We start from the raw sequence: 24,018 nt of genomic DNA on the forward strand, positions 1-24,018 counted from the left end.
GCCGGCTGCCCGCTGCCCGGCCATCAGGTGCGGCGGCGGGCGAACACCATGCACACGGGGCTGCCCACGCGCAGCTCGTAGCCGTCGCGCGTCAGGGCGCCGTCGGGCGCGTTCACGCGAAAACGCACCAGCGTGTCGCTGTCTTCGTTCAGCGCGAACAGGAAGCGGCCGTCGGGAGACAGCGTGAAAAAGCGCGGCGTCTTGCCGCCCGAGGGGGCGTGCTGTACGGGCGTCAGACGGCCGTTGACCGGGTCGATGCGGAACACGGCGATGCTGTCGTCGCCCCGGTTCGACACGTACAGGTGGCAGCCGTGCGCATCTAGCGAAATGCCGGCGGCGCGGCTGTTGCCGGTATAGGTGTCGGGCAGCGTGGGCAGCACCTGGAACGGCTGCAACGCGCCAGCGGCCAGCGTGTAGGCGGCCACCGTGTTGTCCAGTTCATTGACGACGTAGAGCCAGCGGCCGGCGGGGTGGAAGGCCGCGTGCCGGGGGCCAGCGCCTTCGCGCGTTTTGGCGACGTTTGCCGGTTCGGCGCTGATTCCGCCATCCTCCAGGGCGTAGAGGAACACGCGGTCCAGGCCCTTGTCCGGCACCACCACATAGCGGCCGGACGGATCCACCAGGTTGTAGTGCGGTTTGGCGAAGGGCTGCTCTTTGCGGTGCGGACCGGGCTCGCCGGACAGGGGCACCGTCTGGGCCACCGGCGCCAACGCGCCGTCGCCGTCCACGGGCAGCACGGCCAGCGTGCCCGTCAGATGGTTCGACACCATCAGGTAGCGGCCGGACGGCCCCAGCGCCAGGTGCACGGGGTTGCGGCCTTCGCAACCCTGTTGCCGCCACGGCGTCAATGCGCCGCTGCGGGGATCGCGATGCAGGGCGCTGACTTCATGGCTGTCGCCATGCACCGTATACAGCACGGGCAGCGTCGGATGCGGCAACAGATAAGAGGGGTTGACCAGGCCGCCGACGACTTGCGTCAAGGTCAGCGTGCCGGTTTCCTGGGCGTAGTCGAAAACGCTGATGCCTTCGCCACGGGCATGGCGTTCCCGCGTGGTGCGGGAACCGATATAGACGTGCATGGAACGATCCTCGGCTTGAAAAGAAAGCGGCCATGCGCGCCAGGCGCCGGGCCTAGGAAATCAGGATGCCGCTGATGCGGGCCAGGTTGTCCAGCGTGCTGCGCAGATGGCTGGACAGGGCGGCAGCGGCGTCTTCGTTGCGTTCGCGCTCCAATAGGTCCAGGATGGCCAGGTGCTGGTCGCAATGCTGCTGGTAGCGGCTGCGGTCCTGCATGGACCGGTAGGACAACAGCCGGCGGACGCGGTTGACGCGCTTGATCGTGTCGATGAAGAACGGGTTGCCGGACGCTTCCACCAGCGACTCGTGAAACCGCACGCCGCGTTCGTGCAACTGGTCGGCGGTGTCGGTGGCGATGCCGCCGTCCAGCAGATGTTTTTCCGCCGCGCGGCATCGTTCGATCACGGCCTTTTCGATGCGGAACGACGGCTCCAGCAAGGCCGCCGGTTCCAGCGCCAGACGCAGCCGGTACGACTGCAGCAGGCTGTCGGGCGTGGTCATCATGGACGAGAATTCCCAGCCGTATCCGGGCCGCCGCTGCGCCCAGCCTTCTTGCGACACGCGCGCCAGCAACGCCTGCGTCTGCGCGTTGGTCAGCGCATAGCGCACGCGCAACTGGGCCTCGCTGCATTGCATGGGCAATTCGCCTCGCAGCAGCTCGTCGGCCAGTTTGAAATAGCTTTGCGTCACGATGTCGTCCGCGGACGGCGGCGCCAGGCCGGCGTGCGCCTCGGGCAGGGCGTCGAAGTCTTGCTGCAGGAAGTAGCCGCGGTTGGGCTTGCGCGCCACGATGCCGTGCTGCTCCAGCACGCCCAGGGCGTCGTTGACCGGAGACCGCGACAGCCGCAGCCGGTCGGCGAGCTTCTGCGCGGTCAGGTGCGAGCCGCCGGGCAGGCGGTCCTGCCGGATCAGGTCCAGGATTTTCGTGACGGTATTGGTTTGCGCGCTCATGGGGGCGAGGAGGGCTGGAGGGTATCCGATAGGATAGCGGGAATGACGCCTCCCATCCGCAACAAACGCACCTCCAGCTGGGTCTCGACGGCGGCGGTGGCGGCCAGCGCGTCGATGCGGCCGTCCGCCCGCAGGATACGCACCGGCACGGCGATGCGCGGTGCCAGCGTGTCCGCCGGTGCGTCGATCTCGATGCGGTCGCCGGACTGCACGCCCAGCGTGGCGGGCGTGACGCCTTCTGGCAAGCGTAGGGGCAGTATGCCCATACCGATCAGATTGGACCGGTGGATCCGCTCGAAGCTGACGGCCAGGACGGCGCGGATGCCCAAGAGGCGCTGCCCTTTGGCCGCCCAGTCGCGTGACGAACCGGTGCCGAAGCGTGCGCCGGCCAGCAGCACCACCGGCTGCTGTTCCTGGCGGTAGTGTTCGGCGGCTTCCCAGATCGGTTCCACGCGGCCGCTGCCCGCATGCCGCGTGTGGCCCACGGGCGCGTCCGGACAGAGCAGGTTCTTCAGGCTCTTGCTGTAGAAGGCCGCGCGCATCATCACTTCCCAATTACCTCGCCGCGACGCGAACACGTTCAGGTCATTGCGGTCGTCGCCGCGCGCCGCGAGGAAGTCCGCAATCAGGCTGTCCGGCGGAATGGCGCTGGCGGGCGACAGGTGGTCGGTCGTCACGTCGTCGCCCAGCACCAGCAGCGGATGCGCGGCGTAGCGGCCCAATTGGCCGGCCGCCTGCATCGAGGCGAACGGCGGACGCCGCAGCGCGGTGGAGGCGGGGTCCCACGGAAAGCGCGGGGTATCCGGTGATTGCAGGGCCTGCCAGGCCGGGTTGGCGCTGGCGATCTTGAAGGCCGCGCGGAAGTCGTCCGGCCGCAAGCCTTGGGCCAGCGCGGCGTCGATCTCGGCCTCGTCCGGCCACAGGTCGCGCAGGTGCACGGCCCGGCCATCGGCCGTGGTCTGCACCGGTTCCTGGCTGAGATCGCGTTCGGCGTCCCCGGCCAGCGCGAAGGCGATGACGAGCGGGGGCGACATCAGAAAGCCCAGGTCCAGATCGGGATGGATGCGTCCAGTGAAATTACGGTTGCCCGACAGCACCGCCACCGGGTGGATCGCGCCGGCCGCCATGGCGTCCTGGACCGCGGCGGGCAGGGGGCCGGAGTTGCCGATGCAGGTGGTGCAACCGTAGCCCACGATGTCGAAACCGACCGCGGCCAGATCGTCCAGCAGTCCGGCGCGGGCCAGGTAATCGGCCGCGGCGGGCGAGCCGGGGCCGAGCGACGTCTTGACCCAGGACGGCACGCGCAGGCCCGCCTGGCGCGCCTTGCGGGCCAGGAGTCCGGCCGCCATCAACAGGCGGGGATCCGACGTATTGGTGCAACTGGTGATGGCGGCGATGGCGACGGGATGGCGGGGCAGGCCTCCGTCGGCACTCGCCGCCGGCGTGAAGTCCAGCGCCGACAACAGGGCACGGGTCCGGCCGTAGGGGTGCAGGTCCTGCGGCCGCTTGGGGCCGGCCACGTGCATCTGCACGCGGTCCAGCGCGATCTCGATCACGCGGGTATAGCGCGGCGAGGCCTCGGGATCCAGTGCGATGCCGGCGCGTTCGGCATAGGCGGCGACGCGCGCGATGTGGGCCTCCGGGCGGCCCGTCTGGCGCAGGTAGGCAAGCGTTTCGCCGTCAATCGGAAAGTAGCCGGTGGTGGCGCCGTACTCGGGCGCCATGTTCGCCACCACGCATCGGCTGCCGGCCGACAGCGTGCTGACGCCTGGCCCGAAGAATTCAACGAACTCGCCCGAGACGTCGATGGCGCGCAGCCGTTGCGTCACCGTCAACGCCAGGTCGGTGGCGGTGACGCCCGCCGCCAACGCGCCCGTCAAGCGCACGCCGATCACGTCCGGTATGCGCAACAAGGTGGGCATGCCGAACATCACCGTCTGCGCCTCCAGGCCGCCGACGCCCCAGCCCAGTACGCCGATGCCGTTGATCATCGGCGTGTGGCTGTCGGTGCCGATCATCATGTCGGGATGCAGGGCGCCGTCGTCGCCTTGGCAGACCACGGTGGCCAGTTGCTCCAGGTTGATCGTGTGCATGATGCCGGTGCCGGGCGGATGGATGCGCACGTTCGACAGCGCCTTGGAGGCCCAGCGCAGGAAGCGGTAGCGCTCGGCGTTGCGCCGCAATTCCAGGTCCAGGTTGCGCGTGGCGGCATCGGGTTGCGCATAGGCCTCGACGGCCAGCGAATGGTCCACCGACACGTCCACCGGCAACACCGGGTTCAGCAAGGCCGGGTCCACGCCGGCCTCAGCCAGCGCGTCGCGCATCGCGGCGATGTCCACCAGCGCGGGCGTGCTGGTGGTGTCGTGCATCAGCACCCGGCCGGGCTGGAAGGCGATCTCGGCTTCGCTGGTGCCGTGCGCCAGCCAGCCGAACAAGGCGTTGACGGCAGCGTCGCGCTCGTCGCCCTGCATGTTGCGCAGCGCGTTTTCCAACAGCAGGCGCAGCACGACGGGCAGGCGGAAATAGTCGGCGCCGAACGTGGCGGGCAGGTCCACGCAGGTATGGGCGGCCCCGTTCAGCGTGAAGCGGGCGTGGCGCAGCAAGGCATTGGTGTTTTCCATAGCTGCCAGTTTTGCATATTGCATCTATAAAATGCAATTAAGTAAAAACCCGGCCGCCATCCGGTCAGGCCGATCAGGAGACAGACCATGCCCCCCATCCGATTGCTTGCCGCCGCCGCTCTGGCGGCCACGGCCTTAGCGCCGCTCCCTTCCGTCCAGGCCGCCGACGTCGGCCGGCCGGTCAGCTTGATCGTGCCGTTTGCCGCCGGCGGCGGGGTGGACGGCATGGGCCGCCTGCTGGCCGAACGCCTGCGCAGCGAAATGCCGCAGGGCGTGGTGGTGGAAAACAAGCCCGGCGCCAGCGGCATGCTGGGCGCGCAGACGGTGGTGCGGTCGGCGCCGGATGGGTCGACGATGCTGCTTGGGTCGGCGGGCGAAACCGCCATCAACCCGCTGGTCTTCAAGGGCAAGATGCAATATCAGCCGGAAAAGGACCTGGTGCCGATCGCACTGGTCGCCCGCGTGCCGAACGTGCTGGTCGCCAACCCCAAGCTGCCGGTCAGCAATGTGGAGCAACTGGTGGCCTACGGCCGGGCCCACCCGGACAAGCTGACCTACGCGACCAGCGGTGTGGGCAATCCGCAGCATCTGAACGGCGAGCTGCTGCAGTCGCTGGCGGGAATCAAGATGGTGCACGTGCCGTACAAGGGGGCGTCCGCGCAGTTGGTGGACGTGGCGGCGGGCAGCGTGGACCTGACCTTCGTCAGCCTCGCGGGCGCATTGCCCTTCATCAAGAGCGGCAAGGTCAAGCCACTGGCGGTTACGTCGGCCACGCGCGCCTCGTTCGCGCCGGATATTCCCGCCGTGGCGGAATACGCGCCGTTAAAGGACTACGCGCTGGAGAACTGGTTTGGCGTATTCGTGGCGGCGGGCACGCCGGCCGATGTCCAGCAAAAGCTCGCGGCCGCCATCGGGCGCGCCTTGCGCGACGAAAAGTTCGTGGCCAGCATCCGCGAGCTGGGTGGAGAAGTGCAGCCCATGAGCCAGGAAGAATTCCGCGCCTTCATCAAGGCGCAGACGGCGGTATTCGCCAAGGTCGTGGCCGACGGCCACATCACGGCCGAAAACTGAAATCGGTGCGCGCTAGGGCCGGGACGGCCCCTGGCGCAACACCGCATCCAGCGCGCCCAGCGCTGGCGGGATCATCGCCAGCAGGCGCGCTTTGCCCACGCCGTCGCGCGCCTGCACCGACAGACCGTGCAGCACGACGGCGTAGTAGTCGCCCAACGCCTGCACGTCCGTGCCGGGTTTGAGTTCGCCGCTTTGCACGGCGGATTCAAGCCGGTCGATGATGCCTTGCGTACGCGCCTTGCGATGCGTGGTGAGCCATGCCATGACGTCTTCGTTTTCGGCCGCGTAGTTGGTGGCGGCGCTGACCACCATGCAGCCCTGCGGCCGGCCGCGCCGGGTGTAGGTCAGCACCGCGTCGGTCAGCAGTTTCTCGATGGCGTCGCGTACGCCGTCGGTGGCCTCGAGCGCTTTTTCCGCAAACGCGCCGTCGCCCGCTTCATACCGCGCCACGGCTTCGCGGAACAGGTCCTGCTTGGATCCGAAGGCCGCATAAAGCCGCGCCGAGGCCAGGCCCGTCGCCGCCACCAGATCCGCCATCGACGTGCCCTCATACCCCTGTTTCCAGAACGCCAGCATGGCTTGCTGAAGCGCTAGGTCGCGGTCGAATTCTCTGGGTCTGCCTGCCATCACGGTCTCGGTGAAATGATCTGGACGCAGTGTACCGCCCGTCATCGCATTTGCATCGCGACGATTTATCGCCTATTCTTTGTCGATCGACAAATAATTAAGGATTCGATATGAAGACGATCAAAGGCCCCAGCCTGCACCTGGCGCAATTCAGCGACGCCGCGGCGCCCTTCAACAGCTTGCCGGCCATCGCGCAATGGGCGGCGGGCGTGGGTTTCAAGGCTTTGCAGATTCCGGCCTGGGACAAGCGTTTCTTCGATGCGGAAACGGCGGCGGCCAGCCAGGACTATTGCGACGAAGTCACCGGAACGCTGGCGGCCCACGGGCTGGTCGTCAGCGAACTCACCACGCACATCTTCGGCCAGTCGCTGGCCGTGCATCCGGCTTACGACGCGATGGTCGACAACTTCGCGCCTGAGCACGCGCGCGGCAATCCTCAGGCCAGGACGGCCTGGGCGAAGCAGGGGCTGCTGAATTCGGCCCGCGCTTCGAAGCGGCTGGGTTTGACCGAGATGGGCACTTTCTCGGGGTCGCTGGCCTGGCCGTACCTGTTCCCGTTCCCGCAACGGCCCGAGGGCCTGATCGAGACGGCATTCGATGAACTGGCCCGCCGCTGGCTGCCGGTGCTGGACGCCTGCGACGAGCAGGGCGTGAACCTGTGCTTCGAGATTCACCCCAGCGAAGACCTGCATGACGGCATCACGTTCGAGATGTTCCACGAACGCGTCGGCGCCCACGCCCGTTGCGCCATGCTGTTCGACCCCAGCCATTTCGTCCTGCAGCAGCTGAACTACCTGGAATACCTGGACATCTACAAGGACCACATCCGCATGTTCCATGTGAAGGACGCCGAGTTCAATCCCACGGGCCGGCAAGGCATCTATGGCGGCTACCAGTCGTGGATCAACCGGGCGGGGCGGTTCCGTTCGCTGGGCGACGGCCAGGTCGACTTCAAGTCGATCTTCTCGAAACTGGCGCAATACGACTATGCGGGCTGGGCCACGCTGGAATGGGAGTGCTGCCTGAAAGACCAGGAAGCGGGCGCACGCGAAGGCGTGGAATTCATCAACCGCCACATCATCCCCGTCACGTCCAAGGTGTTCGACGACTTCGCCGGCGCCGCCATCGACAAGCAACAGATCCACGCCCTGCTGGGCATCGCGTAAACGCAGAGCCTTCAACCATGACGCATCAAACCGAATCCTTCTTCACCGCCGCCGACGGCGTGACGCATCAGTACCCGTTGATCGACGGCCATCGCATCCATTGCGCCATCGCGGGTGACGGCCCGCCCGTCTTGCTGATCCCCGGTTGGCCACAGACGTGGTTCACGTGGCGCCACATCATGAAATCGCTGGCAGAGGCGGGCTATACCGCCATCGCCGTGGACCCTCCCGGCACGGGCGACTCCGGGCGTCCGGCCCAAGGCTATGACACCGGCGCCGTGGCCAGCGTCCTGCATCGCTTGATGGAGCAATTGGGGCATGCGGCTTATCAGGTCGTCGGCCACGACATCGGCATGTGGGTGGCGTATGCGCTGGCCAGCGACTATCCCGAGGCTGTCTGCCGGCTGGTGCTGACCGAGGCCGTCATCCCCGGCCTGGCGCCTGCGCCGCCGATATTCGTGCCGCCGGCAGAGAACATCTTCCTATGGCATTTCATGTTCAATCAGCTGCAAGACCTGCCGGAAGCGCTGATCACCGGACGCGAGCGCGCCTACCTGAGCTTCATTTTCGACAAGTGGTCGCATCGGCGGGACCGCGTCGCCGCGGACGTCTACATCGACGCCTATTCGGCGCCGGGCGCATTGCGCAGCGGCTTTGCCTACTATCGGGCCATTCCCGAGACCATCCGGCAGAACCAGGAGCGCTCGAAGACCCGCTTGCGCATGCCTACGCTGGCCATCGGCACGGAACACGCGACCCGGGACGCGCCGCTGATCACGATGCGCGACAACGCTACCGACCTGACCGGCGTCATCATTGACGACTGCGGGCATTTCGTGACCGAAGAATGCCATGAGGCGTTCTCTGAGCACCTGCTTGCCTTCCTGTCGAAAGAGGGTTGAACGTGTCCCTCGATCCTCGTATCAACGCCTTCCTGACGCGCCTGTCCAGCGCATCCGCACCGCTGGTGCTGGAAGACATCCGCGCCGCGACCGAAACGGGGCTGCGGGCGCTGCAGGGCGGGACGGAGGCCGTGGACGCCGTGTCCGACCACGAGGCGCGCTGCCAGGACGGGCATCCGTTACGGATTCGCGCCTACACGCCGGCCGGGCTGGCGCAGCACGAGGCGCTGCCCGCGATCGTGTTCGCACATGGCGGAGGCTGGTTCCAGTGTTCGCTGGATCTGTACGACAACCCTTGCCGCGCGTTGGCCAACGCGACGCAGTGCAAGGTGTTTTCGGTGGACTACCGGCTGGCGCCCGAGAACAAGTTTCCGGTGCCGGCCGAGGACGTCTATGCCGGACTGCAATGGGTCAGCGCGAATGCCGTGCGGCTGGGCATCGACGCGTCGCGCCTTGCCATCTGCGGCGATAGCGCAGGCGGCAACCTGGCGGCGGCCGCCGCGATCATGGCGCGGGACCGCGGCGGGCCGTCCATTGCGCATCAGTTGCTGATCTACCCCGTGATGGATCATGCCTTTTCGACGCAGTCATACCAGACGTACGGGCGCAACTTCTTCCTGACCGAAGAGATCATGCGCTACTGCTGGTTCACGTACCTGGTCAACGAGGCGGATGGGGCGTCGCCCTACGCGTCGCCGCTGCGGGTGCAAACCGTAAAGGGCCTGCCGCCCGCCACCGTGCTGGTCAGCGAGTACGATCCCCTGCGGGATGAGGGCGAGGCCTATGCGCAGCGGTTGCGCGACGGTGGCGTGGCGGCGCAGGACCATCGTCTGCCGGGCATGGTGCACGCATGTATCCACATGCTGGGCCTCACGCCGGCGGCCAGGCGCTTGTTCGACCTGGCGGGGCAGGCGATGCAGGCCGCGCTGGGGGCAGGCGATACGCCCGCGGCTACGGGCCGTCGTGCAGCAGCACTTCCAGCCCGGTGCGTTCCCCTGAGCGCACCCGGCTGACGGCCTGCCGGGCCGTGACGCGGTAAATGTCGCGCACACCCTGGACGGGGCGATGCGATACCGCGATCACGGCCGCGTCGCCCAGCTCCAGGGGCAGCACCATCGGACGCGACTGCATGCGCGGGCGTTGTTCGGTCATGACGAATTCGCCGCCGGTAAAGTCGGTGCCGGGTTGGGACAGCAGGGCGACGAGTTGCAGGGGAAAGACATGCGCGCCGTCCGCATGCTGAATCAGCGGCTGATACGCGTCCGCGCGCAGGCAGTGCAGCGCCGTCAGCGGCCGGGTCTGTCCCGCATCGCGGTTGCGTTGCATCCAGGCGGAGAAATCGTCAGGGTATGCCGCGTCCTGCTGCAAGGCGGCAGCCCAGGATCGCGCGACAGGAAGCAACTGCCGGTACAGGTGGGCGCGCAGTGAATCGAACGCCGCGGCTTCTGCACCGGGCCGCGCCAGCCGCCGCGCCGCATCCTTCTGGAACAAACCGGGCAGCAGCGCCCAGCCCTCGGCGTCTAGTTGGCGGGCAATCAGGTCCCAATCGTAGTGGGCAAGCGGGGTGTGGTCAGGCGTCATGGCGGCAAAAGGCGTTCGGAGCACCACAGGATAGGGGCGGGCGGGGCGTTCGTCACTCCGGTGCTTGCTTGCGTACCCGGGGCGTGTGGGGCAGCGTTCAGGGGCCTTGAAGTATGCTTGTGGGCTTCACGAACCCATTCTATGCCGCCTGTAATGACTGATTTCCCGTTTGACGCCGTCCTGTTCGATTGCGACGGCGTGTTGGTTGATTCCGAACCCATCACCAGCCATGTGCTGACCCAGATGCTGAACGAACTGGGCTGGGACATCACGCATGACGAGACGATGCGCATCTTTACCGGGAAAGCCGTCAGGGACGAACTGCCGCTGATCGAGGCGCGTACCGGCGTCAAGCTGGGCCCGGAATGGTTCGATGTGTTCCGCCAGCGCCGCAATGCCGCGTTGGACCGCGACCTGCTGGAGATCCCCGGCGCGCCGGACGCCGTGCGCGCGCTGCACCAGACCCTGGACGGCCGCATCGCCGTGGCCTCGGGCGCCGACCGCCGCAAGGTGGAGCTGCAACTGGCCAAGGTGGGCATTGCCGAGTGCTTTGACGGGCGCGTTTTCAGCGGCCATGAAATGCCGCGCAGCAAACCGTTTCCCGATGTCTACCTGGCCGCCGCCCAGGCGCTGGGCGTAGACCCCAAGCGTTGCGCGGTCGTGGAAGACACGGTCACGGGCGCGACCGCTGGCGTGGCGGCGGGCGCCACGGTGTTCGGGTACAGCCCGGACGCCAACGGCCACAGCGGGGCCGAGGCTCTGCGCGGCGTGGGCGTGGCCCACGTATTCACCGACATGAAGCAACTGCCCGCGCTGCTGGCGGGCTGGCAGGCCGGCGCGCGTTAAACGCGGCCGGTCGCCCACGCGCGCTTAGCGCGCGTGGTTGGCGTATTGCTCGCCGCCGTCCAGGTCGATTACGGTACCGCTCAGGTAGCCGGCGCGCGGCGACGCGCCGAACACGATCATGTCGGCCACTTCCTCGGGCTCCATCAGGCGGCCGAACGGCAGATCCGACAGCGTTTCCTGCCACCGGCTGTCATCGCCCCAGCGGGCCTGCGCGCGTTGGCGCGCCAGCGTCAGCACGCGGTCCGTGCGCGTGCGCGACGGATTCACGCCAAACACGCGCACGCCATGGCGCGGGGCTTCACCGCCCAGGGCGCGCGTAAACGCGATCAGCGACGCATTGGCCGAGGCGCCACAGATGTAGTCCGCACGCGGCGCGGCCCCGGCCATGCCGATGATGTTGGCGATGACGCCGGCGCCCGCTTCGCGCATCGCGGGGTAGTAGTGGCGGGCCAGATTGATATAGCCGTGCACCTTCAGATCCCAGCCGGCGCGCCAGCGTTCGTCCTGCACCTGGTCCAGCGCGCCACCGGGCACCGCGCCCGCATTGTTCACCAGCACGTCGATGGGACCGGTGTCCTTGGCCAGCTTTTCCGCGGCGCCGGGCAAGGCCAGGTCCAGGGCCACGGCTTGCGCGGCGCGGCCGGTCTGCTCGCGGATGGCGGCGGTGGCCTGATGCAGCGCGGCGTCGTCGCGCGCCACCAGGATCGGGTCCGCGCCTTCGCGTGCGAAGGCCACGGCGCATGCCAGGCCGATGCCCTTGGACGCACCCGTGATGAGCACGCGTTTTCCTGCCAGCTGCAAATCCATGAAGCGCTCCTGTCGATTCGCGCCTGCCTGTGCGGCGCACGCTTAGGTTGTAAACCACTTGCCGGCCGCATGCCAGCTTGAACGCGGCATGGCGCATCCGGGCGCGCGCCTGCTATGCTGAAAACCACCTGTGCCACAAGGATGCGGCGATGTCGGAAATCTGGCTGGAAATCTGGACCACCGTGCGGAGTGAATTCGCGGATATTCCCGATGTGGGCGAAGCCACGCGCATCGTGCTGCGGTTGGGCATGGCCGTGATATTGGGCGGCCTGCTGGGCTATGAACGCGAACGCAGCGGCAAGGCCGCGGGCCTGCGCACGCACATGCTGGTGGCGCTGGGCGCGGCGATTTTCGTGCTGGTGCCGTTGCAGGGCGGCATGCAGGTCGGCGACATCAGCCGCGTGCTGCAAGGCGTGATCGCAGGTATTGGCTTCCTGGGCGCGGGTGCGATCATCAAACTGAGCGATGAACGCGAGATCCATGGGTTGACCACGTCGGCCAGCATCTGGATGACGGCCGCCATCGGCGTGGCAGCCGGCATGGGCCGCGAGGCCACGGCCCTGGTCAGCACCTTGATGGCGCTGTTCGTGCTGGCGGTGCTGCGCCGCGTCGAAGCGCGCATTTCCTCGCGGCAGGAAAAGAACCTGATCACCGCCGGCACGAAGTCCGGGGGGAATGCCTGACAGCGGCGTTCAGCTGCCGCCGGAGACGTCGATGAAAGAGCCGCTGGTGTAGCCGGCTTCGTCCGAGAACAGCCACATCACCGCGCCCGCCACCTCTTCCACCGAGCCGCCGCGGCGCAACGGAATCACGCTTTTCAACCGGTCCACGCGGCCAGGCTCGCCACCGCTGGCGTGCATCTCGGTGTAGATGGTGCCGGGCCGTACGCCATTCACGCGGATGCCCTCGGGCGCCACTTCCTTGGACAGGCCGATCGTCAGCGTATCCAGCGCGCCCTTGGACGCGGCGTAGTCCACATATTCGTTGGGTGAACCCAGGCGGGCGGCGGCCGAGGACACGTTGACGATGGCGCCGCCCTGGCCGCCGTGGCGCGTCGACATCCGCCGCACGGCCTCGCGGGCGCACAGGAAGGCGCCGATGACGTTGGTGGACAGCACGCGCAGCAGGCGGTCGGCATCCATGTCGTCCACGCGCATCTGCTTTTCCAGGATGCCGGCGTTGTTGACCAGCGCATCCAGCCGGCCCAGCCGCTCGTCCAGCGTGTGGAACATGCGCAGCACCTGGTCTTCCTGCGAGACGTCGGCCTGGATGGCCAGCGCCTGGCCGCCTTCGCGCCGGATTTCGGCCACGACGGCGTCGGCGGCGTCCGCATGGGTGCGGTAGTTGACGCCAACCGCATAGCCGCGGCGGGCGGCCAGTTTGGCGACGGCGGCGCCGATGCCCCGGCTGCCGCCGGTAACGAGCATGACTTTGGACATGGTTTTCTCCTGCATGACTGCCACGTTAGCAGAACGCAGGCTCAGATCCACACGTCGTTCGGGGCGCTGCGCGCGCCGCCCTGGTCGCCGGTGTTCACGACCCCACAGGGTTCCACCAGCATCAGGTGAGTCTCTTCCTGCGCGCAGGGCTTGTGCTCCACGCCCTTGGGGATGACCGTCATGTCGCCCGGGCCCAGGTCGATGTGGCCGTCGCGCAGTTCGATCCGCAGCCGGCCGCTGACGACGATGAACGTCTCGTCGGTGTCCGCATGGCTGTGCCAGACGAAATCGCCCTGCACCTTGACCACCTTGAACTGGTAGTCGTTCATCTGGGCGATGACCTTGGGCTGCCAGTGCTCGGAGAACAGCGTGAGCTTGCCGGCGATATTGATGGAGGATATGGGGGACATGGCGGAGCCTGAACAAGGGGAAGACGCCTGCAGCATAGGGCGGCAGGGCGCGCGTCGTCTTGTACGTTCTTGCAGGTTTTCCGTGCCCCGCCCGGCACGGCGGGGCTAGCCGTGCAGCATCCGCCGCCAGCGGTCTGGCGTCATGCCGTAGGTCTGCACATGGCGATGCGTCAGGTGGCTCTGGTCTGTGAAGCCGGCGCCGGCCGCGGCGTCCGCCAGCGGCTGGCCGGCGGCGATCAGCCGGCGGGCGAGATCCAGGCGGCGCAGCATCACGTAGCGATAGGGGCTGGTGCCGAACAGCGCGCGGAAATCGCGCGACAGGCGCCATCGGTCGTTGCCCGCGGCCTGCGCCAACTGGTCCAGCGTGATCGGCTGGCCGAGCGAGGCATGGATGAACTGCCGGGCGCGCTCTGCGGCGGGGTAGTCGGCCGTTCGGCGTCCCTGAGGGCGGCCGGCGGCGGCGCACAGCGCGTGGGCCAGGTCGTAGAGCGCGTCGTCTTCCTGCAAAGGGTCGATTGCCGCCCGGGTGCTTTGCAGCAGCGCTTCGCTGGCGGCGTGCAGCCGCGGGTCGGCAGAGAGGCCGCCCGCGATGAACGGCAGCGGCCGGCCGCCCAGGATCTGCTGGATCAGCGCGGGTTCGACGTAGATCATGCGGTAGTGGAAACCGGCTTCGGTGCCTGCCTGCCCGTCGTGCGGTTCGTCAGGGTGCAGCACGATGGTGCCGCCTGGCAGGCTGTGCCGGCATGAGCGCCGGTAGTGGAAGCTTTGCACGCCCGACAGCGTGCGCCCGATGGCGTACGTGTCGTGGCGGTGCATGTCGTAGCCATGACCGCCGAAGTAGGCTTCGATGCGCTCCACGTGGCCCGAGGGCGCGGCGCGCAGTATCCAGTCCTGCTTCGGTTTGGCCAACGTCATGGCGGACGTGCGGCAGGGTCTACTTCTTCACCTGCACCAGTACGAACTCGTTGCCGTACAGGTCGATGAAGTGGGCGTAGACGGTGGTGTCGTCATGGACGGGCTCTTTGGTGAAGCGCACGCCCCGCGCGGCGAACTTGCTGTGGTCGCGCACGACGTCGTCGGTGTAGAACACGCCCACCGGCTGGCCGCCGGTCTGGTCGCCCACGCGGTCGCGTTGCGCCTGGGTCAGGGCTTGCAGCAGCCAGACGCCGACCGCGGGTTGTTCCGGCAGGCGCAGGTGCACATACCGTTGCTGGCCCACGGGCATATCGACGAACACCTCCATGCCGAGCTTGTCTTGGTAGAAAGAAATGGCGGTGTCGTAGTCGTTCACAAGAAGGACGAGACGGCCCAGCGAATGCATGTCAGGACTCTCTTTGAGGTTAAGCGTGCGGCTATGCTAACCCGTCGCGGCCCTTTACCGGCTGTCGGCCTCGCGCAACAGCCGCAGGCCCACCAGCGGGTAGCGCGTTTCCTGGGTGTTCCAGTTGCGGTAGGACGATCGGGTATAGAGCGCCCAGGTGTGCCACGAGCCGCCCCGGCGCACGCGCACATTGCCGCTGTCGGGGCCTTGCGGATCATCCGTGGGCGAGTGCGCGTAGTAGTCCTCGCCGTACCAGTCCGCCACCCATTCCCAGGCGTTGCCGTGCATGTCGTACAGGCCGAAGGCGTTGGGCGCGTAGGTGGCCACCGGCGAGGTGAACGTGTAACCGTCGTGGCGGGCCGAGGCGAACGCCTGCCATTTCGGCCACAGCGGTTGGGCGTCGGCGTCAAAGCCGTTGCCGGCATCGGGCATGCCGGCCGGGTCGTCGCCGTTCTGGTAGCGCGTGCGCGTGCCGGCGCGGCAGGCGTATTCCCATTCGGCTTCGGTGGGCAGCCGGTAGACGCGGCCTTCCTTCTGGGTCAGCCAGCGGGCCAACGCCTGGGCGTCGTTCCAGCTGATGTTCACGACGGGGTGATCGTCGGTCTGGGCGAAGCCCGGGGTGCGCCAGGAATAGCGGCGGTCGCGGCCTTCGAAGGCGTCGCCGCGTTCGGACTTGTCGGGATCGTAGGCGGCGTTGTAGCCATAGCCTCCCGTGCCGTCGGCCTCGGATTCGGGCACATACCCGGAGGCTTCGATAAAGCGCCGAAACTGTCCGACCGTGACCTCGGTGCGTTCCAGGTAGAACGGCCGGGTGATGCGCACGGTATGCACGGGCGCTTCGTCGAACAGCTGCGCGAAACGGTCCTTGGGATATTGCGGGTAGTCGCGCGCCAGCGCCTCGGGCGTTTCGTCGCTGCCCATGTGGAACGTGCCGGCGGGGATGGCGACGAACACCATGCCCAGTGAATTCTCGATCAATGCAGGGGGCTCGCTGGACGGGGCCGCGCGCAGCGGGGATGACAGCAGCAAACTGGCAAGCAACAGGCAGGGACGGATACGCATGGAGGGTCGCGGGCGCGGGGCGCAGGGCCAAGGGTGCGACATAGTAGGGCGGCCGCGTCCGGACAGCCAGACGCGGGGAACCCTCATACGGGCCCTGCGCTTTCCCCTGCCTTGCGCAAGGTGAAGTTGATCCGCCGGCTGCCCAGTCTGGGATGCGGCAGGTCTTTCATGGGCATTACGCCGTGATAGCGCAGCCGGTCCACGCCGCCCCACACGACCACGTCGCCATGCAGCAGGGGCACGCGCACGGTCTTGTCCGAGCGTTCGTGGCCGCCGAACAGGAAGAGGGCGGGCATGCCCAGCGAGACGGAAACGATGGGGGCGCCGTAGTCGCGTTCGTTCTTGTCCTGATGCAGCGACAGCCGCGACCCCGGCTCGTACTGGTTGACCAGGCAGGCGTCGGGCGCAAAACCGGGAAAGCCGGCCCCGGCCGCCGCAGCCTGCGCCAGTTCCAGGAAGGCCGAAGGCAGGTCGGGCCAGGGCAGGCCGGACAGCGGGTCGATGCGCGTATAGCGGTAGCCATGCGCATCCGTCGTCCAGCCCCACTGCCCGCAATTGGTCAGCGCGACCGACATGGTGTAGCCCCCCGGCGTCTGCATGCGCCGGAAGGGCGACTGCGCGGCGACGGTGTCCACGCCTTGCAGCAGCGCTTCGGCAAACGGCAAGGCAAACCCGCGCAGCACGAAGGATTGCGGCCCGATTGCCTCGCGCCCGCTTTGCGCGGTGTCGTCGTCGCCAAACAGGTCCAGCGATGTCGTCATGGTCATTGCGCGTCGTGGAAGATCAGCCCCAGCGTGTGGCGCCGGCCGCTGCGCAGCGCGCTGACGCCGTGCCGCATGGCGGTCTTGCGCCAACCGCGCGCGCCGGGCACGGGCCGCTGGTTCACGGTGAAGATCAGCGCGTCGCCCTGCTGCAGCGGCAGCACCTCGGCGCACTGTTCGCGGCTGCTGGTTTCCGTCATCACGAATTCGCCGCCCGTGAAATCCTGGCCGGGGCGCGACAGCAGCACCGCCACCTGCAGCGGGAACACGTGTTCGCCGTACAGGTCCTGGTGCAGACAGTTGTAGTCGCCGGGGCCGTACTCCAGGATCAGGGGCGTGGGACGGCGTTGGCCGGCGTCATGGCAGCGCTGCAGAAAGGCGGCGTGGTCGGCGGGATGCTGCACATTGATGCCCAACTGCCGGTTCCAGCGGTTCGCGATCGGCGCCAGTTGCGGATACAAGGCGGTGCGCAGCTGCTGCAGCAACGGCGGCAGCGGATAGGAAAAGTACTTGTATTCACCGCGGCCGAAGCCATGCCGCGCCATCACGATACGGCTGCGGTAGCCGTCCGGCGCGGCGTAGCCGGCCGCCAGCGCCGCGCACTGGGCGGGCGTCAGCAGGCCGGGCGCGATGGCATTGCCATGCGCATCCAGCGACTCGGTGATCCGGGCCCAATCGAGGTCGGGCAGGGGAGCGGCAGGCGGCATATCCATGGGGCGAGGGCACGCAAGGCGAAGCAGAAAAAACCAGTCTACGCCTGCCCGCCGCTAGGCGAACTCCGCTTGTTGCGCCGGGGTCACAGCAGCGGCTCCAGCGGCAGCAGCGACACGAACCAGACGGAAAACCGCTTCCACACCGTCGTGCCCGGCTCGGTGTCATGGCGGATCGTTTCCCCGTTGCGCTGCTCCAGCCAATACAAGTCCCCTTTATCGTCCAGGCAGACGCGGTAGGCCACCTTGGGCAACTCGTTCTTGAAGGCATCGGCAATGCGGCCCGCCAGCGTCGGGCTGTCGATCACAAAGCCCAGTTCCGTATTCAGGGTGGCCGAACGCGGGTCGAAGTTGAACGACCCGACGAAGATGCGCTGCCCGTCCACCGCGAAGGTCTTGGCGTGCAGGCTGGAACCCGAGCTGCCGAAGGGCCCCATGCTCTTGTTGCGCTCGACCTCGCCCGCCATGCGCTTCATCTCGAACAATTCCACGCCGGCTGCCAGCAGGTCCTTGCGGCGCTTGGCGTAGCCCGAATGCACGACTGCGACGTCGGTCGCTTCCAGCGCATTGGTCAGCACCTGCACCTTGACCCCACTTTTCGCCATCTTCGCGAAGGCTTCCGTGCCCGCGGCCGTGGGCACGAAATAGGGCGACACCAGTTCCAGATCGGTCGCGGGCGCGCCGATGATTTCATGCAACTGGTGCGGCAGCATCGCCTCGGGCGGCGCGGTGCCCAGCGTCTTGCGCGGATCGTCGCTGACCATGCGGGTGTTCGCCCATTCCAGGCGCAGCTCGCCTTGCAGCAATTGCCGGATGAAGGGCAACTGCTTCATGGCGTCGGCATAGGCGGCGGCTTCGGGCGACCCTTCCACCTTGCTGGCCCGTTCCTCCAGCGCTTGCAGCGCGCCCGGCTCGGCCTTCTTCAGCAGCCGGTCCACGGGGTAGGCGGATTCGCTGGCCCAGTACCGGTCGAAATCCATCGACACGTCATTGACCGCCGCGCCGATCGCCAGCACGTCCAGGTCGGTGAACAGCACGCCGTTGGCGGCGCCGAAGTATTCGTCGCCAACGTTGCGCCCGCCGATGATGGTGGCCTGGTTGTCCGCGGTGAAGGACTTGTTGTGCATGCGCCGGTTCAGGCGGCTGAAGTCCGTGACGTAGCCCAAGGGCTTGGGCCAGCGCAGCACAAAGGGGTTGTACAGGCGGACTTCGATATTGGGGTGTTCGTCCATCGCGGCCAGCACCGTGTCCAGGCCCGACGTGCCGTTGTCGTCCAGCAGCAGCCGCACGCGCACGCCCCGGTCGGCAGCGGCGTGCAGCGCTTCCAGCAGCATCGTGCCCGTCATGTCGTCGTGCCAGATGTAGTACTGCACATCCAGGCTGCGCTCGGCCGCCCGCGCCAGCATCATGCGGGCGGCGAAAGCGTCATAGGCGTTGGACAGCGGGTGGATGCCCGACTTGCCGGGGTGCGCTGCCGCCAGCGGCGCGATGCCGCGGCCCAAGGGCGTGGCGGCGGATTGTTCGGGCGTCAGCGCCTGGGACTCGCTGCGCTTGTCGAGCGGGGGCAGGCTGCATCCGCTTAGAAACGAAAGGCAGAGGGCGGTCATAAGAAAGGGTTTGGCCAAAAGCATGCCCGTATTGTGCCGAAAAAAGTGGCAGGCACCGGGTCTTGATAATTTTCCATATTTGGAATAAATTCCCTAATATGGAAAACACAACGATTGATGCCGATCTGGACCGCCGCATCGCCCAGCGCCTGAAAGCCTTGCGCTTGGCGCGCGGGTGGTCGTTGGACGAATTGGCGGGGATGGCTGGCGTTAGCCGCGCCACGCTCTCGCGGCTGGAAAACGCCGAGGTCAGCCCCACGGCCAGCGTGCTGGGCAAGCTGTGCGCGGCCCACGGCTTGACCATGTCGCGGCTGATGGTGATGGTGGAAGACGATTTCGCGCCCTTGGTGCCCGAGCACGCGCAGGCCGTGTGGGTCGACGACAGTGCGGGCTTCACGCGGCGTTCCGTGTCTCCGCCGGCGCAGCAGTTGGCGGGCGAAGTGCTGGCCTGCGAGCTGGCGGCAGGCGCCCGCATCGGCTACGAGCAATCGCCGCGGCCGGGGCTGGAGCACCACCTGCTGATGCTGGAAGGCGAACTGCATATCACCGTCGACGGCCAGACCCACATCCTGGCGCCGGGCGACTGCCTGCGCTATCAACTGTTCGGCGCCAGCCAGTTCATCACACCGCCGCATAGCGGCGCCCGCTACCTGCTCTTCATCGTCTGAAACCGCCATGTCCCACGACCCCGCCACCCTTGAATTGACCCTGCTGACGGCGGATGACGCCGCTGCCAATCTGCCCGCGCTGGGCGAACTGCTGCACGCCTGCGTGCAAGGCGGCGCCAGCGTCAGTTTCGTCCTGCCGTATTCCCCGGAAGACGCGCAAGCGTTCTGGCGCAACAAGATCCTGCCGGCGCTGGCCGGCGGCAAGCTGGCGCTGTGGGTGGCGCGTCAGGATGGTCGCATCGCCGGCTCGGTGCAATTGGATAGCGATACGCCGCCCAACCAGCCCCACCGCGCCGAGGTGCGCAAGCTTCTGGTGCACCCCGATTTCCGCCGGCAGGGCATCGCCGGCCACTTGATGCGCGAGGCCGAAGCCCATGCGGTGCGCATCGGCCGCAGCTTGATCACGCTGGATACACGCACCGGCGACAGCGCCGAGCCCCTTTATGCGTCGCTGGGCTATGTGACGGTGGGGCAGATCCCGCATTTCAGCCGCGACCCACATGATGCGAGCAAGCTGGATGCGACGACGATCATGTACAAACGGGTGTAGATAAGGCCGACGGACAACGGAATAGGCCACCCATCCGGCCACAAAAGCAGCCCCCGAAGGGGCAACAAAAAAGCCACCCGCGAGGGTGGCTTTCTTATTCAATCAGCGCCCATTCAAGCCAGCGGCTTGATGCCCACGCTGTAAGGGGGCGCATTGCCGCGTGCGGCGGCCTTGATCTTCAGCATCGAGCCGCCGGGGGTGAACTCGAAGTCCTGCAGCGGCACTTCGAACCATTGGTGGAAGCTGGTGCGGGAAAACTCGGGCACCCAGACTTTGGCGCGCCGCGCGTCGCAGTGGAATTCCACCAGTGTGCGGTCGATGCCCAGGGGGCGGGTGTTGCCGATGCGGTAGCTGACGCGCAGTTCGGCGCTTTCCGTCGAGCCGGGGCGCCAGGTCAGGCCGATGGATTCCATGAATTGTTCAATCGCCTGAATGCCGCGATACATAGCTGACTCCGAATGCTGTCGGGCGCTGGGCGCCCACGAAAATCCGCCGCGCGCGGCGGCGGGAAACAGACGGATTATCCGCCATTCCGGGGCAGGCTGCCCAGCCGGCGGCCCGCGCGGGGCGGAATGGGGCGCCGCGCCAGGCGTGCGGGCGGGCGTCAGGCGCCGGTTTTGGCGCAGAACGCCAGGATGGCGTCGGCGACAGCTTGCGGGGCTTCGCGCTGGGGAAAATGCCCCACGCCGTCCAGGACGCGACGTGCATAGCCGCCCTGAAAGAACGCCTCCTTGCCTTCCGACGTGGCCGGCTGGTTGCAGGCGTCGGCGCCGCCATGCAGCACCAGCGTGGGTACGGTCAGCACGGGGGCAGGCGTGAGCAACGCCGTGTCGGCCCGGTAGGCGGCGTCGCCTTCGGCATAGCCCCAGCGGTGGCGGTAGGAATGCAGCACCACGTCGGCCCAGTCGGGATTGTCGAAGGCGCGCGCGGCCTGGTCGAAATCCTCGGGCGTGTACCAGGCGCCGGGCGACCACGTGTCCCACATGGTGCGGGTGAACTCGCGGCGGTTGCCGCGAACGGCCTCGGCGCCCCGCGGCGTCGCCATGAACCAGTGGTACCAGTAATTGCGTGCCTGGCTCAGCGACAACACCTGGTTCGGGTCGTTGGTGCCATAGCCCACCGACAGCAGTACCAGCTGCCGCGCGACACCCGGCCGAAGGCCGCAGGCGTTGGCGGCGGCACGCGCGCCCCAGTCGTGGCCCACCAGCAGCGGGCGGTCGATACCCAGCGCATCGATGAAGTCCAGCAGGTCGCGCCCCAAGGCGGCCAGTTCGCCGCTGCGCGGCGTGGCGGCAGCGCGAAAGCGGGTCGGCCCGAAACCGCGCAGGGCCGGGCACAGCACGCGGTAGCCATCCGCCGCCAGGCGTCCGGCGACGGTGTTCCAGCTTTCGGGGCTGTCGGGCCAGCCGTGCAGCAGCACGGCGGTGCGGGATCCGGCAGGGTTCCATTCCAGATAGGCGATATCCAGCAAAGGGGTCTGGATCTGAGCGTAGGCGGACATGATGAGGTTCCTTCTTTCGGTGACGGTGCTGTCACGATAGCGGCAGGTCTTGTCATGATTCTTGATGAATAAGCGCTTATTATCAATAAATCATGAATATAAGGATGGCAGGCGATGGATATTCCTAACGAGTCCGCCGGCGTGGTGCTGGACCTGACGCTCTTGCGCACGTTCCTGGAGGTGGTGGACAGCGGCGGCTTCGCGTTGGCCGCCGATGCGCTGTCCCTGACGCCCTCGGCCATCAGCGGCCACATCAAGCGCCTGGAGGTGCTGGCGGGCGCCACCTTGCTGGACCGCACGACGCGTAGCTTTGAAGTGACGCCGGCGGGCGAGACGCTGTACGCCTACGCGCGCAACATCGTCGATCTGGAGCGCGAGGCGCGCGCCCGCTTGAGCGGCACGCGCCTGAAGGGCCGCTTGCGCATCGGATCGTCGGAGGATTTCGCGGGCGCGTGGCTGGCCGAAGTGCTGCAGGCGTTTCACCGCGGCCATCCGGAGGCTTCGATCGAACTGAAGGTAGGCGTTACCGCCGACCTGCTGCGCCAGCAGGCGCGAGGCAAGCTGGATGTGGTGTTCGGCAAGCAGTGCGCGCGCGTGCAGGACGATGGCGAGCTCTTGTGGGAAGAAGACCTGGTGTGGGCCTGGGGGGAAGACAAGCCGTGGAAGCCTGGGCGCCAGGTGCCGTTGGCCGTGTTTCCCGAGCCTTGCGTGTATCGCGAAGCGGCCATCACGGCCTTGGGGCAGACGAAGCAGGGCTGGGTGCCGGCATTCGAAAGCGGCAGCATGGCGGGTTGTCTGGCCGCCGCGTTGGCGGGATTTGCCGTGGCTCCAGTTGCGCGCAGCCAGTTGCGCGAGGGCTTGCGCGCCCTGTCGCGCGATGACGGCATGCCCGACCTGCCGATGACGCGCTTCTACGCGTATCTGCGTTCGGCCGAACCCGCGGTGCAGGCGCTGGTGGCGGCAGTCCGGCAGACGGGGCAGCGGCGCCGCTTCGGGCGCTGAGCGCCTCGACGCATCGCCGGCCTTTATCGCCGCCATTGAGTAAAGCAAATGGACGCCACGCGCCATGGCCCGCACCATGACGCACATGTCCTTACCGAGGCCGGCGCGCAGTCCGCCGGCCGGGACGCTTCACTCAAGGAGTCATCATGGCGAATTTCTTACTGGCATTGGTCAACGCGGAACTCTCGTTGTTCGGCGTGCAGACGGCAGACGAACCGGCGGCGGCGCCCGCCACCGTGGCGCAGGACACCGCGCCTGCCTTCGATAGCGAGCATTACCGCAGCGCGCTGGGCTGACCGCGCGCATCGCCGCGCAAAAAGCATCAGCGTAGAAATAGGCAGGTTTCATGCAAGAACGAGCCTGTACGCCAGCACGCCCGATTCTTAATATCCCTACCAGGCTCAGGGCCGAAGCATCAGTCATGAATGCTTTACCCGGCCTGGCCGCCCGGCCTCTTGCCGGCGGCTGCAAGCATGCAGGCTAGCAAGGGATGGGAATCGCATGAATACCGAAAAAATCTGGTTGGTGACGGGTGCGTCGACGGGCCTGGGCCTGGTTCTGGTGAAGATGCTGCTGGACCGGGGTCACAAGGTGGCGGCGACGGCCCGGGATGGCGATGCATTGCTGGAAGCCGTAGGGGCCAAGCTGGAAGGGCAGTTCCTGCCCTTGTCGGTGGATCTGGCCGATGAGCGCAACGTGCGCCGTGCGGTGGACGCCACGATGGCCGCGTTCGGCGGCGTGGATGTGGTGGTGAACAACGCGGGCGACGCGTTGCAGGGATCGTTGGACAGCCTGTCCGACGATGCCTTGCGCGGCACGTTCGATATCAACGTGTTCGGCATGCTGAACGTCATCCGCGCGGTGCTGCCGCGCATGCGCACGCAGCGCAGCGGGCACGTGTTCAATATCTCGTCGATCCTGGGCTTTGACGGCGGTTACGCGCAATGGGGCGCCTACAGCGCCGCCAAGTTCGCGGTCAGTGGTTTGACCGAGGCGTTGGCGGCCGAGGCGTCGGCATGGGGCGTGCGTGTGTCGCTGGTGTACCCGGGCGCAATGCGCGCGGGATCCCACCCGGATCGCGGTGATGCGCCCGAAATGGCGGCGCGCGATCCCTTGCGGCAAGAGCTGGGCGGCGATCCCGTCAAGGCGGCCCAGGCCTTGATCAGCGCGGCGCAGGCGCAGTACGCGCCGCTGCATCTGTTCCTGGGCCGGGATGCCTTCGACCAGGCGCGCGGCAAGATCCAGTCGGTGCAGCAGGAACTGGCGCGCTGGCGCGAGATGTCGGTGTCGATCGGTTTTGTCGACGAGCGGCGTCTGGCGGCGTGACCTGCCAAGGGG

The 24,018-nt window shown here is 67.3% G+C and carries 27 protein-coding genes; 11 read left to right on the forward strand and 16 right to left on the reverse strand.

Going from position 1 to position 24,018, the window contains the following annotated elements:
• Positions 1 to 23: 23 nt before the first annotated feature.
• From CEY09_RS16635 to acnA, 3 genes are read right to left on the reverse strand one after another with little or no spacing between them, the layout of a single operon-like run.
• A complete protein-coding gene (locus tag CEY09_RS16635) occupies positions 24 to 1,079 on the reverse strand; it encodes a lactonase family protein (RefSeq protein WP_088589491.1) in 1,056 nt (351 codons plus the stop codon).
• A gap of 52 nt (positions 1,080 to 1,131) precedes the next feature.
• On the reverse strand, positions 1,132 to 2,028 hold the full coding sequence (locus CEY09_RS16640; RefSeq protein WP_088589492.1) for a GntR family transcriptional regulator: 897 nt from the start codon (positions 2,026 to 2,028) through the stop codon (positions 1,132 to 1,134).
• The gene (gene acnA, locus CEY09_RS16645) at positions 2,025 to 4,649 is read right to left on the reverse strand and encodes an aconitate hydratase AcnA (protein WP_088589493.1); all 2,625 of its coding nucleotides are present in this window, start codon (positions 4,647 to 4,649) and stop codon (positions 2,025 to 2,027) included. Before acnA ends, CEY09_RS16640 begins: the two co-directional genes overlap by 4 nt.
• An 87-nt stretch (positions 4,650 to 4,736) precedes the next feature.
• Here acnA and CEY09_RS16650 point away from each other — a divergent pair, with 87 nt between their 5' ends.
• Positions 4,737 to 5,720 carry a Bug family tripartite tricarboxylate transporter substrate binding protein gene (locus CEY09_RS16650; protein ID WP_006222547.1) on the forward strand — a complete coding sequence of 328 codons (984 nt, stop codon included), beginning with the start codon at positions 4,737 to 4,739 and terminating at the stop codon, positions 5,718 to 5,720.
• Positions 5,721 to 5,732: 12 nt separating this feature from the next.
• On the opposite strand, the gene CEY09_RS16655 is transcribed toward CEY09_RS16650, so the two are convergent.
• A complete protein-coding gene (locus tag CEY09_RS16655) occupies positions 5,733 to 6,347 on the reverse strand; it encodes a TetR/AcrR family transcriptional regulator (protein ID WP_088589627.1) in 615 nt (204 codons plus the stop codon).
• A gap of 110 nt (positions 6,348 to 6,457) precedes the next feature.
• On the opposite strand from CEY09_RS16655, the gene CEY09_RS16660 reads away from it, so the two are divergent.
• The 3 genes from CEY09_RS16660 to CEY09_RS16670 are packed head-to-tail and all read left to right on the forward strand — an operon-like array spanning position 6,458 to position 9,428.
• Complete coding sequence (locus CEY09_RS16660; RefSeq protein WP_088589494.1) at positions 6,458 to 7,513, forward strand: sugar phosphate isomerase/epimerase family protein; 1,056 nt, start codon at positions 6,458 to 6,460, stop codon at positions 7,511 to 7,513.
• A 17-nt stretch (positions 7,514 to 7,530) separates the two neighbouring features.
• Positions 7,531 to 8,415 (forward strand): alpha/beta fold hydrolase, encoded by an 885-nt coding sequence (locus CEY09_RS16665; RefSeq protein WP_088589495.1) that lies wholly within the window; start codon positions 7,531 to 7,533, stop codon positions 8,413 to 8,415.
• Positions 8,416 to 8,417: 2 nt separating this feature from the next.
• Positions 8,418 to 9,428, forward strand: coding sequence for an alpha/beta hydrolase (locus tag CEY09_RS16670; protein ID WP_234818330.1), 1,011 nt, complete (start codon positions 8,418 to 8,420; stop codon positions 9,426 to 9,428).
• Here CEY09_RS16670 and CEY09_RS16675 read toward each other — a convergent pair.
• Positions 9,367 to 9,996: a 2OG-Fe(II) oxygenase gene (locus CEY09_RS16675; protein ID WP_088589628.1), complete on the reverse strand. Its 630-nt coding sequence runs from the start codon at positions 9,994 to 9,996 to the stop codon at positions 9,367 to 9,369. The two genes, CEY09_RS16670 and CEY09_RS16675, sit on opposite strands and share 62 nt — an antisense overlap.
• Before the next feature lie 153 nt (positions 9,997 to 10,149).
• On the opposite strand from CEY09_RS16675, the gene CEY09_RS16680 reads away from it, so the two are divergent.
• Positions 10,150 to 10,842: an HAD family hydrolase gene (locus tag CEY09_RS16680; RefSeq protein WP_006222553.1), complete on the forward strand. Its 693-nt coding sequence runs from the start codon at positions 10,150 to 10,152 to the stop codon at positions 10,840 to 10,842.
• Positions 10,843 to 10,866: 24 nt separating this feature from the next.
• Here CEY09_RS16680 and CEY09_RS16685 read toward each other — a convergent pair whose 3' ends face one another.
• Complete coding sequence (locus CEY09_RS16685; protein WP_088589497.1) at positions 10,867 to 11,649, reverse strand: SDR family oxidoreductase; 783 nt, start codon at positions 11,647 to 11,649, stop codon at positions 10,867 to 10,869.
• 149 nt (positions 11,650 to 11,798) lie between these two features.
• Between CEY09_RS16685 and CEY09_RS16690 the strand changes: the two genes are divergently transcribed.
• Positions 11,799 to 12,332: an MgtC/SapB family protein gene (locus tag CEY09_RS16690; protein WP_006222555.1), complete on the forward strand. Its 534-nt coding sequence runs from the start codon at positions 11,799 to 11,801 to the stop codon at positions 12,330 to 12,332.
• A gap of 9 nt (positions 12,333 to 12,341) precedes the next feature.
• Here CEY09_RS16690 and CEY09_RS16695 read toward each other — a convergent pair whose 3' ends face one another.
• From CEY09_RS16695 to CEY09_RS16730, 8 genes are all read right to left on the reverse strand, one after another.
• The gene (locus CEY09_RS16695) at positions 12,342 to 13,088 is read right to left on the reverse strand and encodes an SDR family oxidoreductase (RefSeq protein ID WP_167390091.1); all 747 of its coding nucleotides are present in this window, start codon (positions 13,086 to 13,088) and stop codon (positions 12,342 to 12,344) included.
• Between the two features lie 41 nt (positions 13,089 to 13,129).
• Entirely contained in the window at positions 13,130 to 13,498 is a 369-nt protein-coding gene (locus CEY09_RS16700; protein ID WP_088589499.1) for a cupin domain-containing protein, read from the reverse strand.
• Positions 13,499 to 13,603: 105 nt separating this feature from the next.
• Complete coding sequence (locus CEY09_RS16705; protein ID WP_088589500.1) at positions 13,604 to 14,413, reverse strand: AraC family transcriptional regulator; 810 nt, start codon at positions 14,411 to 14,413, stop codon at positions 13,604 to 13,606.
• Positions 14,414 to 14,432: 19 nt separating this feature from the next.
• Positions 14,433 to 14,819, reverse strand: coding sequence for a VOC family protein (locus CEY09_RS16710; RefSeq protein WP_006222559.1), 387 nt, complete (start codon positions 14,817 to 14,819; stop codon positions 14,433 to 14,435).
• A 54-nt stretch (positions 14,820 to 14,873) separates the two neighbouring features.
• Entirely contained in the window at positions 14,874 to 15,881 is a 1,008-nt protein-coding gene (locus CEY09_RS16715; protein ID WP_088589501.1) for a formylglycine-generating enzyme family protein, read from the reverse strand.
• An 83-nt stretch (positions 15,882 to 15,964) separates the two neighbouring features.
• Positions 15,965 to 16,642 carry a DNA oxidative demethylase AlkB gene (gene alkB / locus CEY09_RS16720; RefSeq protein WP_088589502.1) on the reverse strand — a complete coding sequence of 226 codons (678 nt, stop codon included), beginning with the start codon at positions 16,640 to 16,642 and terminating at the stop codon, positions 15,965 to 15,967.
• A 2-nt stretch (positions 16,643 to 16,644) separates the two neighbouring features.
• Complete coding sequence (locus CEY09_RS16725; protein WP_088589503.1) at positions 16,645 to 17,355, reverse strand: 2OG-Fe(II) oxygenase; 711 nt, start codon at positions 17,353 to 17,355, stop codon at positions 16,645 to 16,647.
• An 83-nt stretch (positions 17,356 to 17,438) separates the two neighbouring features.
• Entirely contained in the window at positions 17,439 to 18,959 is a 1,521-nt protein-coding gene (locus tag CEY09_RS16730) for a phospholipase D family protein (RefSeq protein ID WP_088589504.1), read from the reverse strand.
• A 98-nt stretch (positions 18,960 to 19,057) separates the two neighbouring features.
• On the opposite strand from CEY09_RS16730, the gene CEY09_RS16735 reads away from it, so the two are divergent.
• Together CEY09_RS16735 and CEY09_RS16740 are read left to right on the forward strand one after the other, a co-directional pair.
• Positions 19,058 to 19,627, forward strand: coding sequence for a helix-turn-helix domain-containing protein (locus CEY09_RS16735; protein ID WP_088589505.1), 570 nt, complete (start codon positions 19,058 to 19,060; stop codon positions 19,625 to 19,627).
• Between the two features lie 7 nt (positions 19,628 to 19,634).
• The gene (locus tag CEY09_RS16740) at positions 19,635 to 20,177 is read left to right on the forward strand and encodes a GNAT family N-acetyltransferase (RefSeq protein WP_088589506.1); all 543 of its coding nucleotides are present in this window, start codon (positions 19,635 to 19,637) and stop codon (positions 20,175 to 20,177) included.
• A 113-nt stretch (positions 20,178 to 20,290) separates the two neighbouring features.
• On the opposite strand, the gene CEY09_RS16745 is transcribed toward CEY09_RS16740, so the two are convergent.
• Together CEY09_RS16745 and CEY09_RS16750 are read right to left on the reverse strand one after the other, a co-directional pair.
• The gene (locus CEY09_RS16745) at positions 20,291 to 20,623 is read right to left on the reverse strand and encodes a hypothetical protein (protein WP_006222567.1); all 333 of its coding nucleotides are present in this window, start codon (positions 20,621 to 20,623) and stop codon (positions 20,291 to 20,293) included.
• Between the two features lie 158 nt (positions 20,624 to 20,781).
• A complete protein-coding gene (locus CEY09_RS16750) occupies positions 20,782 to 21,678 on the reverse strand; it encodes an alpha/beta fold hydrolase (RefSeq protein ID WP_088589507.1) in 897 nt (298 codons plus the stop codon).
• 114 nt (positions 21,679 to 21,792) lie between these two features.
• Here CEY09_RS16750 and CEY09_RS16755 point away from each other — a divergent pair, with 114 nt between their 5' ends.
• The 3 genes from CEY09_RS16755 to CEY09_RS16760 all read left to right on the forward strand — a co-directional run bounded on the left by CEY09_RS16755 (position 21,793) and on the right by CEY09_RS16760 (position 24,006).
• Positions 21,793 to 22,680: a LysR family transcriptional regulator gene (locus CEY09_RS16755; protein WP_088589508.1), complete on the forward strand. Its 888-nt coding sequence runs from the start codon at positions 21,793 to 21,795 to the stop codon at positions 22,678 to 22,680.
• A 146-nt stretch (positions 22,681 to 22,826) separates the two neighbouring features.
• Positions 22,827 to 22,976 (forward strand): hypothetical protein, encoded by a 150-nt coding sequence (locus CEY09_RS32310; RefSeq protein ID WP_167390092.1) that lies wholly within the window; start codon positions 22,827 to 22,829, stop codon positions 22,974 to 22,976.
• Positions 22,977 to 23,181: 205 nt separating this feature from the next.
• Entirely contained in the window at positions 23,182 to 24,006 is an 825-nt protein-coding gene (locus CEY09_RS16760; RefSeq protein WP_006222571.1) for an SDR family oxidoreductase, read from the forward strand.
• Positions 24,007 to 24,018 lie beyond the last annotated feature (12 nt).

The sequence above is a fragment of the Achromobacter marplatensis genome, from assembly GCF_002209535.1.
Taxonomy (GTDB): domain Bacteria; phylum Pseudomonadota; class Gammaproteobacteria; order Burkholderiales; family Burkholderiaceae_B; genus Achromobacter; species Achromobacter marplatensis.

Bases quoted from the DNA above. Each gene is read 5' to 3' on its own strand.
- CEY09_RS16635 (WP_088589491.1), bottom strand. From the start codon at position 1,079: ATGCACGTCTATATCGGTTCCCGCACCACGCGGGAACGCCATGCCCGT.
- CEY09_RS16640 (WP_088589492.1), bottom strand. From the start codon at position 2,028: ATGAGCGCGCAAACCAATACCGTCACGAAAATCCTGGACCTGATCCGG.
- acnA (WP_088589493.1), bottom strand. From the start codon at position 4,649: ATGGAAAACACCAATGCCTTGCTGCGCCACGCCCGCTTCACGCTGAAC.
- CEY09_RS16650 (WP_006222547.1), top strand. From the start codon at position 4,737: ATGCCCCCCATCCGATTGCTTGCCGCCGCCGCTCTGGCGGCCACGGCC.
- CEY09_RS16655 (WP_088589627.1), bottom strand. From the start codon at position 6,347: ATGGCAGGCAGACCCAGAGAATTCGACCGCGACCTAGCGCTTCAGCAA.
- CEY09_RS16660 (WP_088589494.1), top strand. From the start codon at position 6,458: ATGAAGACGATCAAAGGCCCCAGCCTGCACCTGGCGCAATTCAGCGAC.
- CEY09_RS16665 (WP_088589495.1), top strand. From the start codon at position 7,531: ATGACGCATCAAACCGAATCCTTCTTCACCGCCGCCGACGGCGTGACG.
- CEY09_RS16675 (WP_088589628.1), bottom strand. From the start codon at position 9,996: ATGACGCCTGACCACACCCCGCTTGCCCACTACGATTGGGACCTGATT.
- CEY09_RS16680 (WP_006222553.1), top strand. From the start codon at position 10,150: ATGACTGATTTCCCGTTTGACGCCGTCCTGTTCGATTGCGACGGCGTG.
- CEY09_RS16685 (WP_088589497.1), bottom strand. From the start codon at position 11,649: ATGGATTTGCAGCTGGCAGGAAAACGCGTGCTCATCACGGGTGCGTCC.
- CEY09_RS16690 (WP_006222555.1), top strand. From the start codon at position 11,799: ATGTCGGAAATCTGGCTGGAAATCTGGACCACCGTGCGGAGTGAATTC.
- CEY09_RS16695 (WP_167390091.1), bottom strand. From the start codon at position 13,088: ATGTCCAAAGTCATGCTCGTTACCGGCGGCAGCCGGGGCATCGGCGCC.
- CEY09_RS16700 (WP_088589499.1), bottom strand. From the start codon at position 13,498: ATGTCCCCCATATCCTCCATCAATATCGCCGGCAAGCTCACGCTGTTC.
- CEY09_RS16705 (WP_088589500.1), bottom strand. From the start codon at position 14,413: ATGACGTTGGCCAAACCGAAGCAGGACTGGATACTGCGCGCCGCGCCC.
- CEY09_RS16710 (WP_006222559.1), bottom strand. From the start codon at position 14,819: ATGCATTCGCTGGGCCGTCTCGTCCTTCTTGTGAACGACTACGACACC.
- CEY09_RS16715 (WP_088589501.1), bottom strand. From the start codon at position 15,881: ATGCGTATCCGTCCCTGCCTGTTGCTTGCCAGTTTGCTGCTGTCATCC.
- alkB (WP_088589502.1), bottom strand. From the start codon at position 16,642: ATGACGACATCGCTGGACCTGTTTGGCGACGACGACACCGCGCAAAGC.
- CEY09_RS16725 (WP_088589503.1), bottom strand. From the start codon at position 17,355: ATGGATATGCCGCCTGCCGCTCCCCTGCCCGACCTCGATTGGGCCCGG.
- CEY09_RS16730 (WP_088589504.1), bottom strand. From the start codon at position 18,959: ATGACCGCCCTCTGCCTTTCGTTTCTAAGCGGATGCAGCCTGCCCCCG.
- CEY09_RS16735 (WP_088589505.1), top strand. From the start codon at position 19,058: ATGGAAAACACAACGATTGATGCCGATCTGGACCGCCGCATCGCCCAG.
- CEY09_RS16740 (WP_088589506.1), top strand. From the start codon at position 19,635: ATGTCCCACGACCCCGCCACCCTTGAATTGACCCTGCTGACGGCGGAT.
- CEY09_RS16745 (WP_006222567.1), bottom strand. From the start codon at position 20,623: ATGTATCGCGGCATTCAGGCGATTGAACAATTCATGGAATCCATCGGC.
- CEY09_RS16750 (WP_088589507.1), bottom strand. From the start codon at position 21,678: ATGTCCGCCTACGCTCAGATCCAGACCCCTTTGCTGGATATCGCCTAT.
- CEY09_RS16755 (WP_088589508.1), top strand. From the start codon at position 21,793: ATGGATATTCCTAACGAGTCCGCCGGCGTGGTGCTGGACCTGACGCTC.
- CEY09_RS32310 (WP_167390092.1), top strand. From the start codon at position 22,827: ATGGCGAATTTCTTACTGGCATTGGTCAACGCGGAACTCTCGTTGTTC.
- CEY09_RS16760 (WP_006222571.1), top strand. From the start codon at position 23,182: ATGAATACCGAAAAAATCTGGTTGGTGACGGGTGCGTCGACGGGCCTG.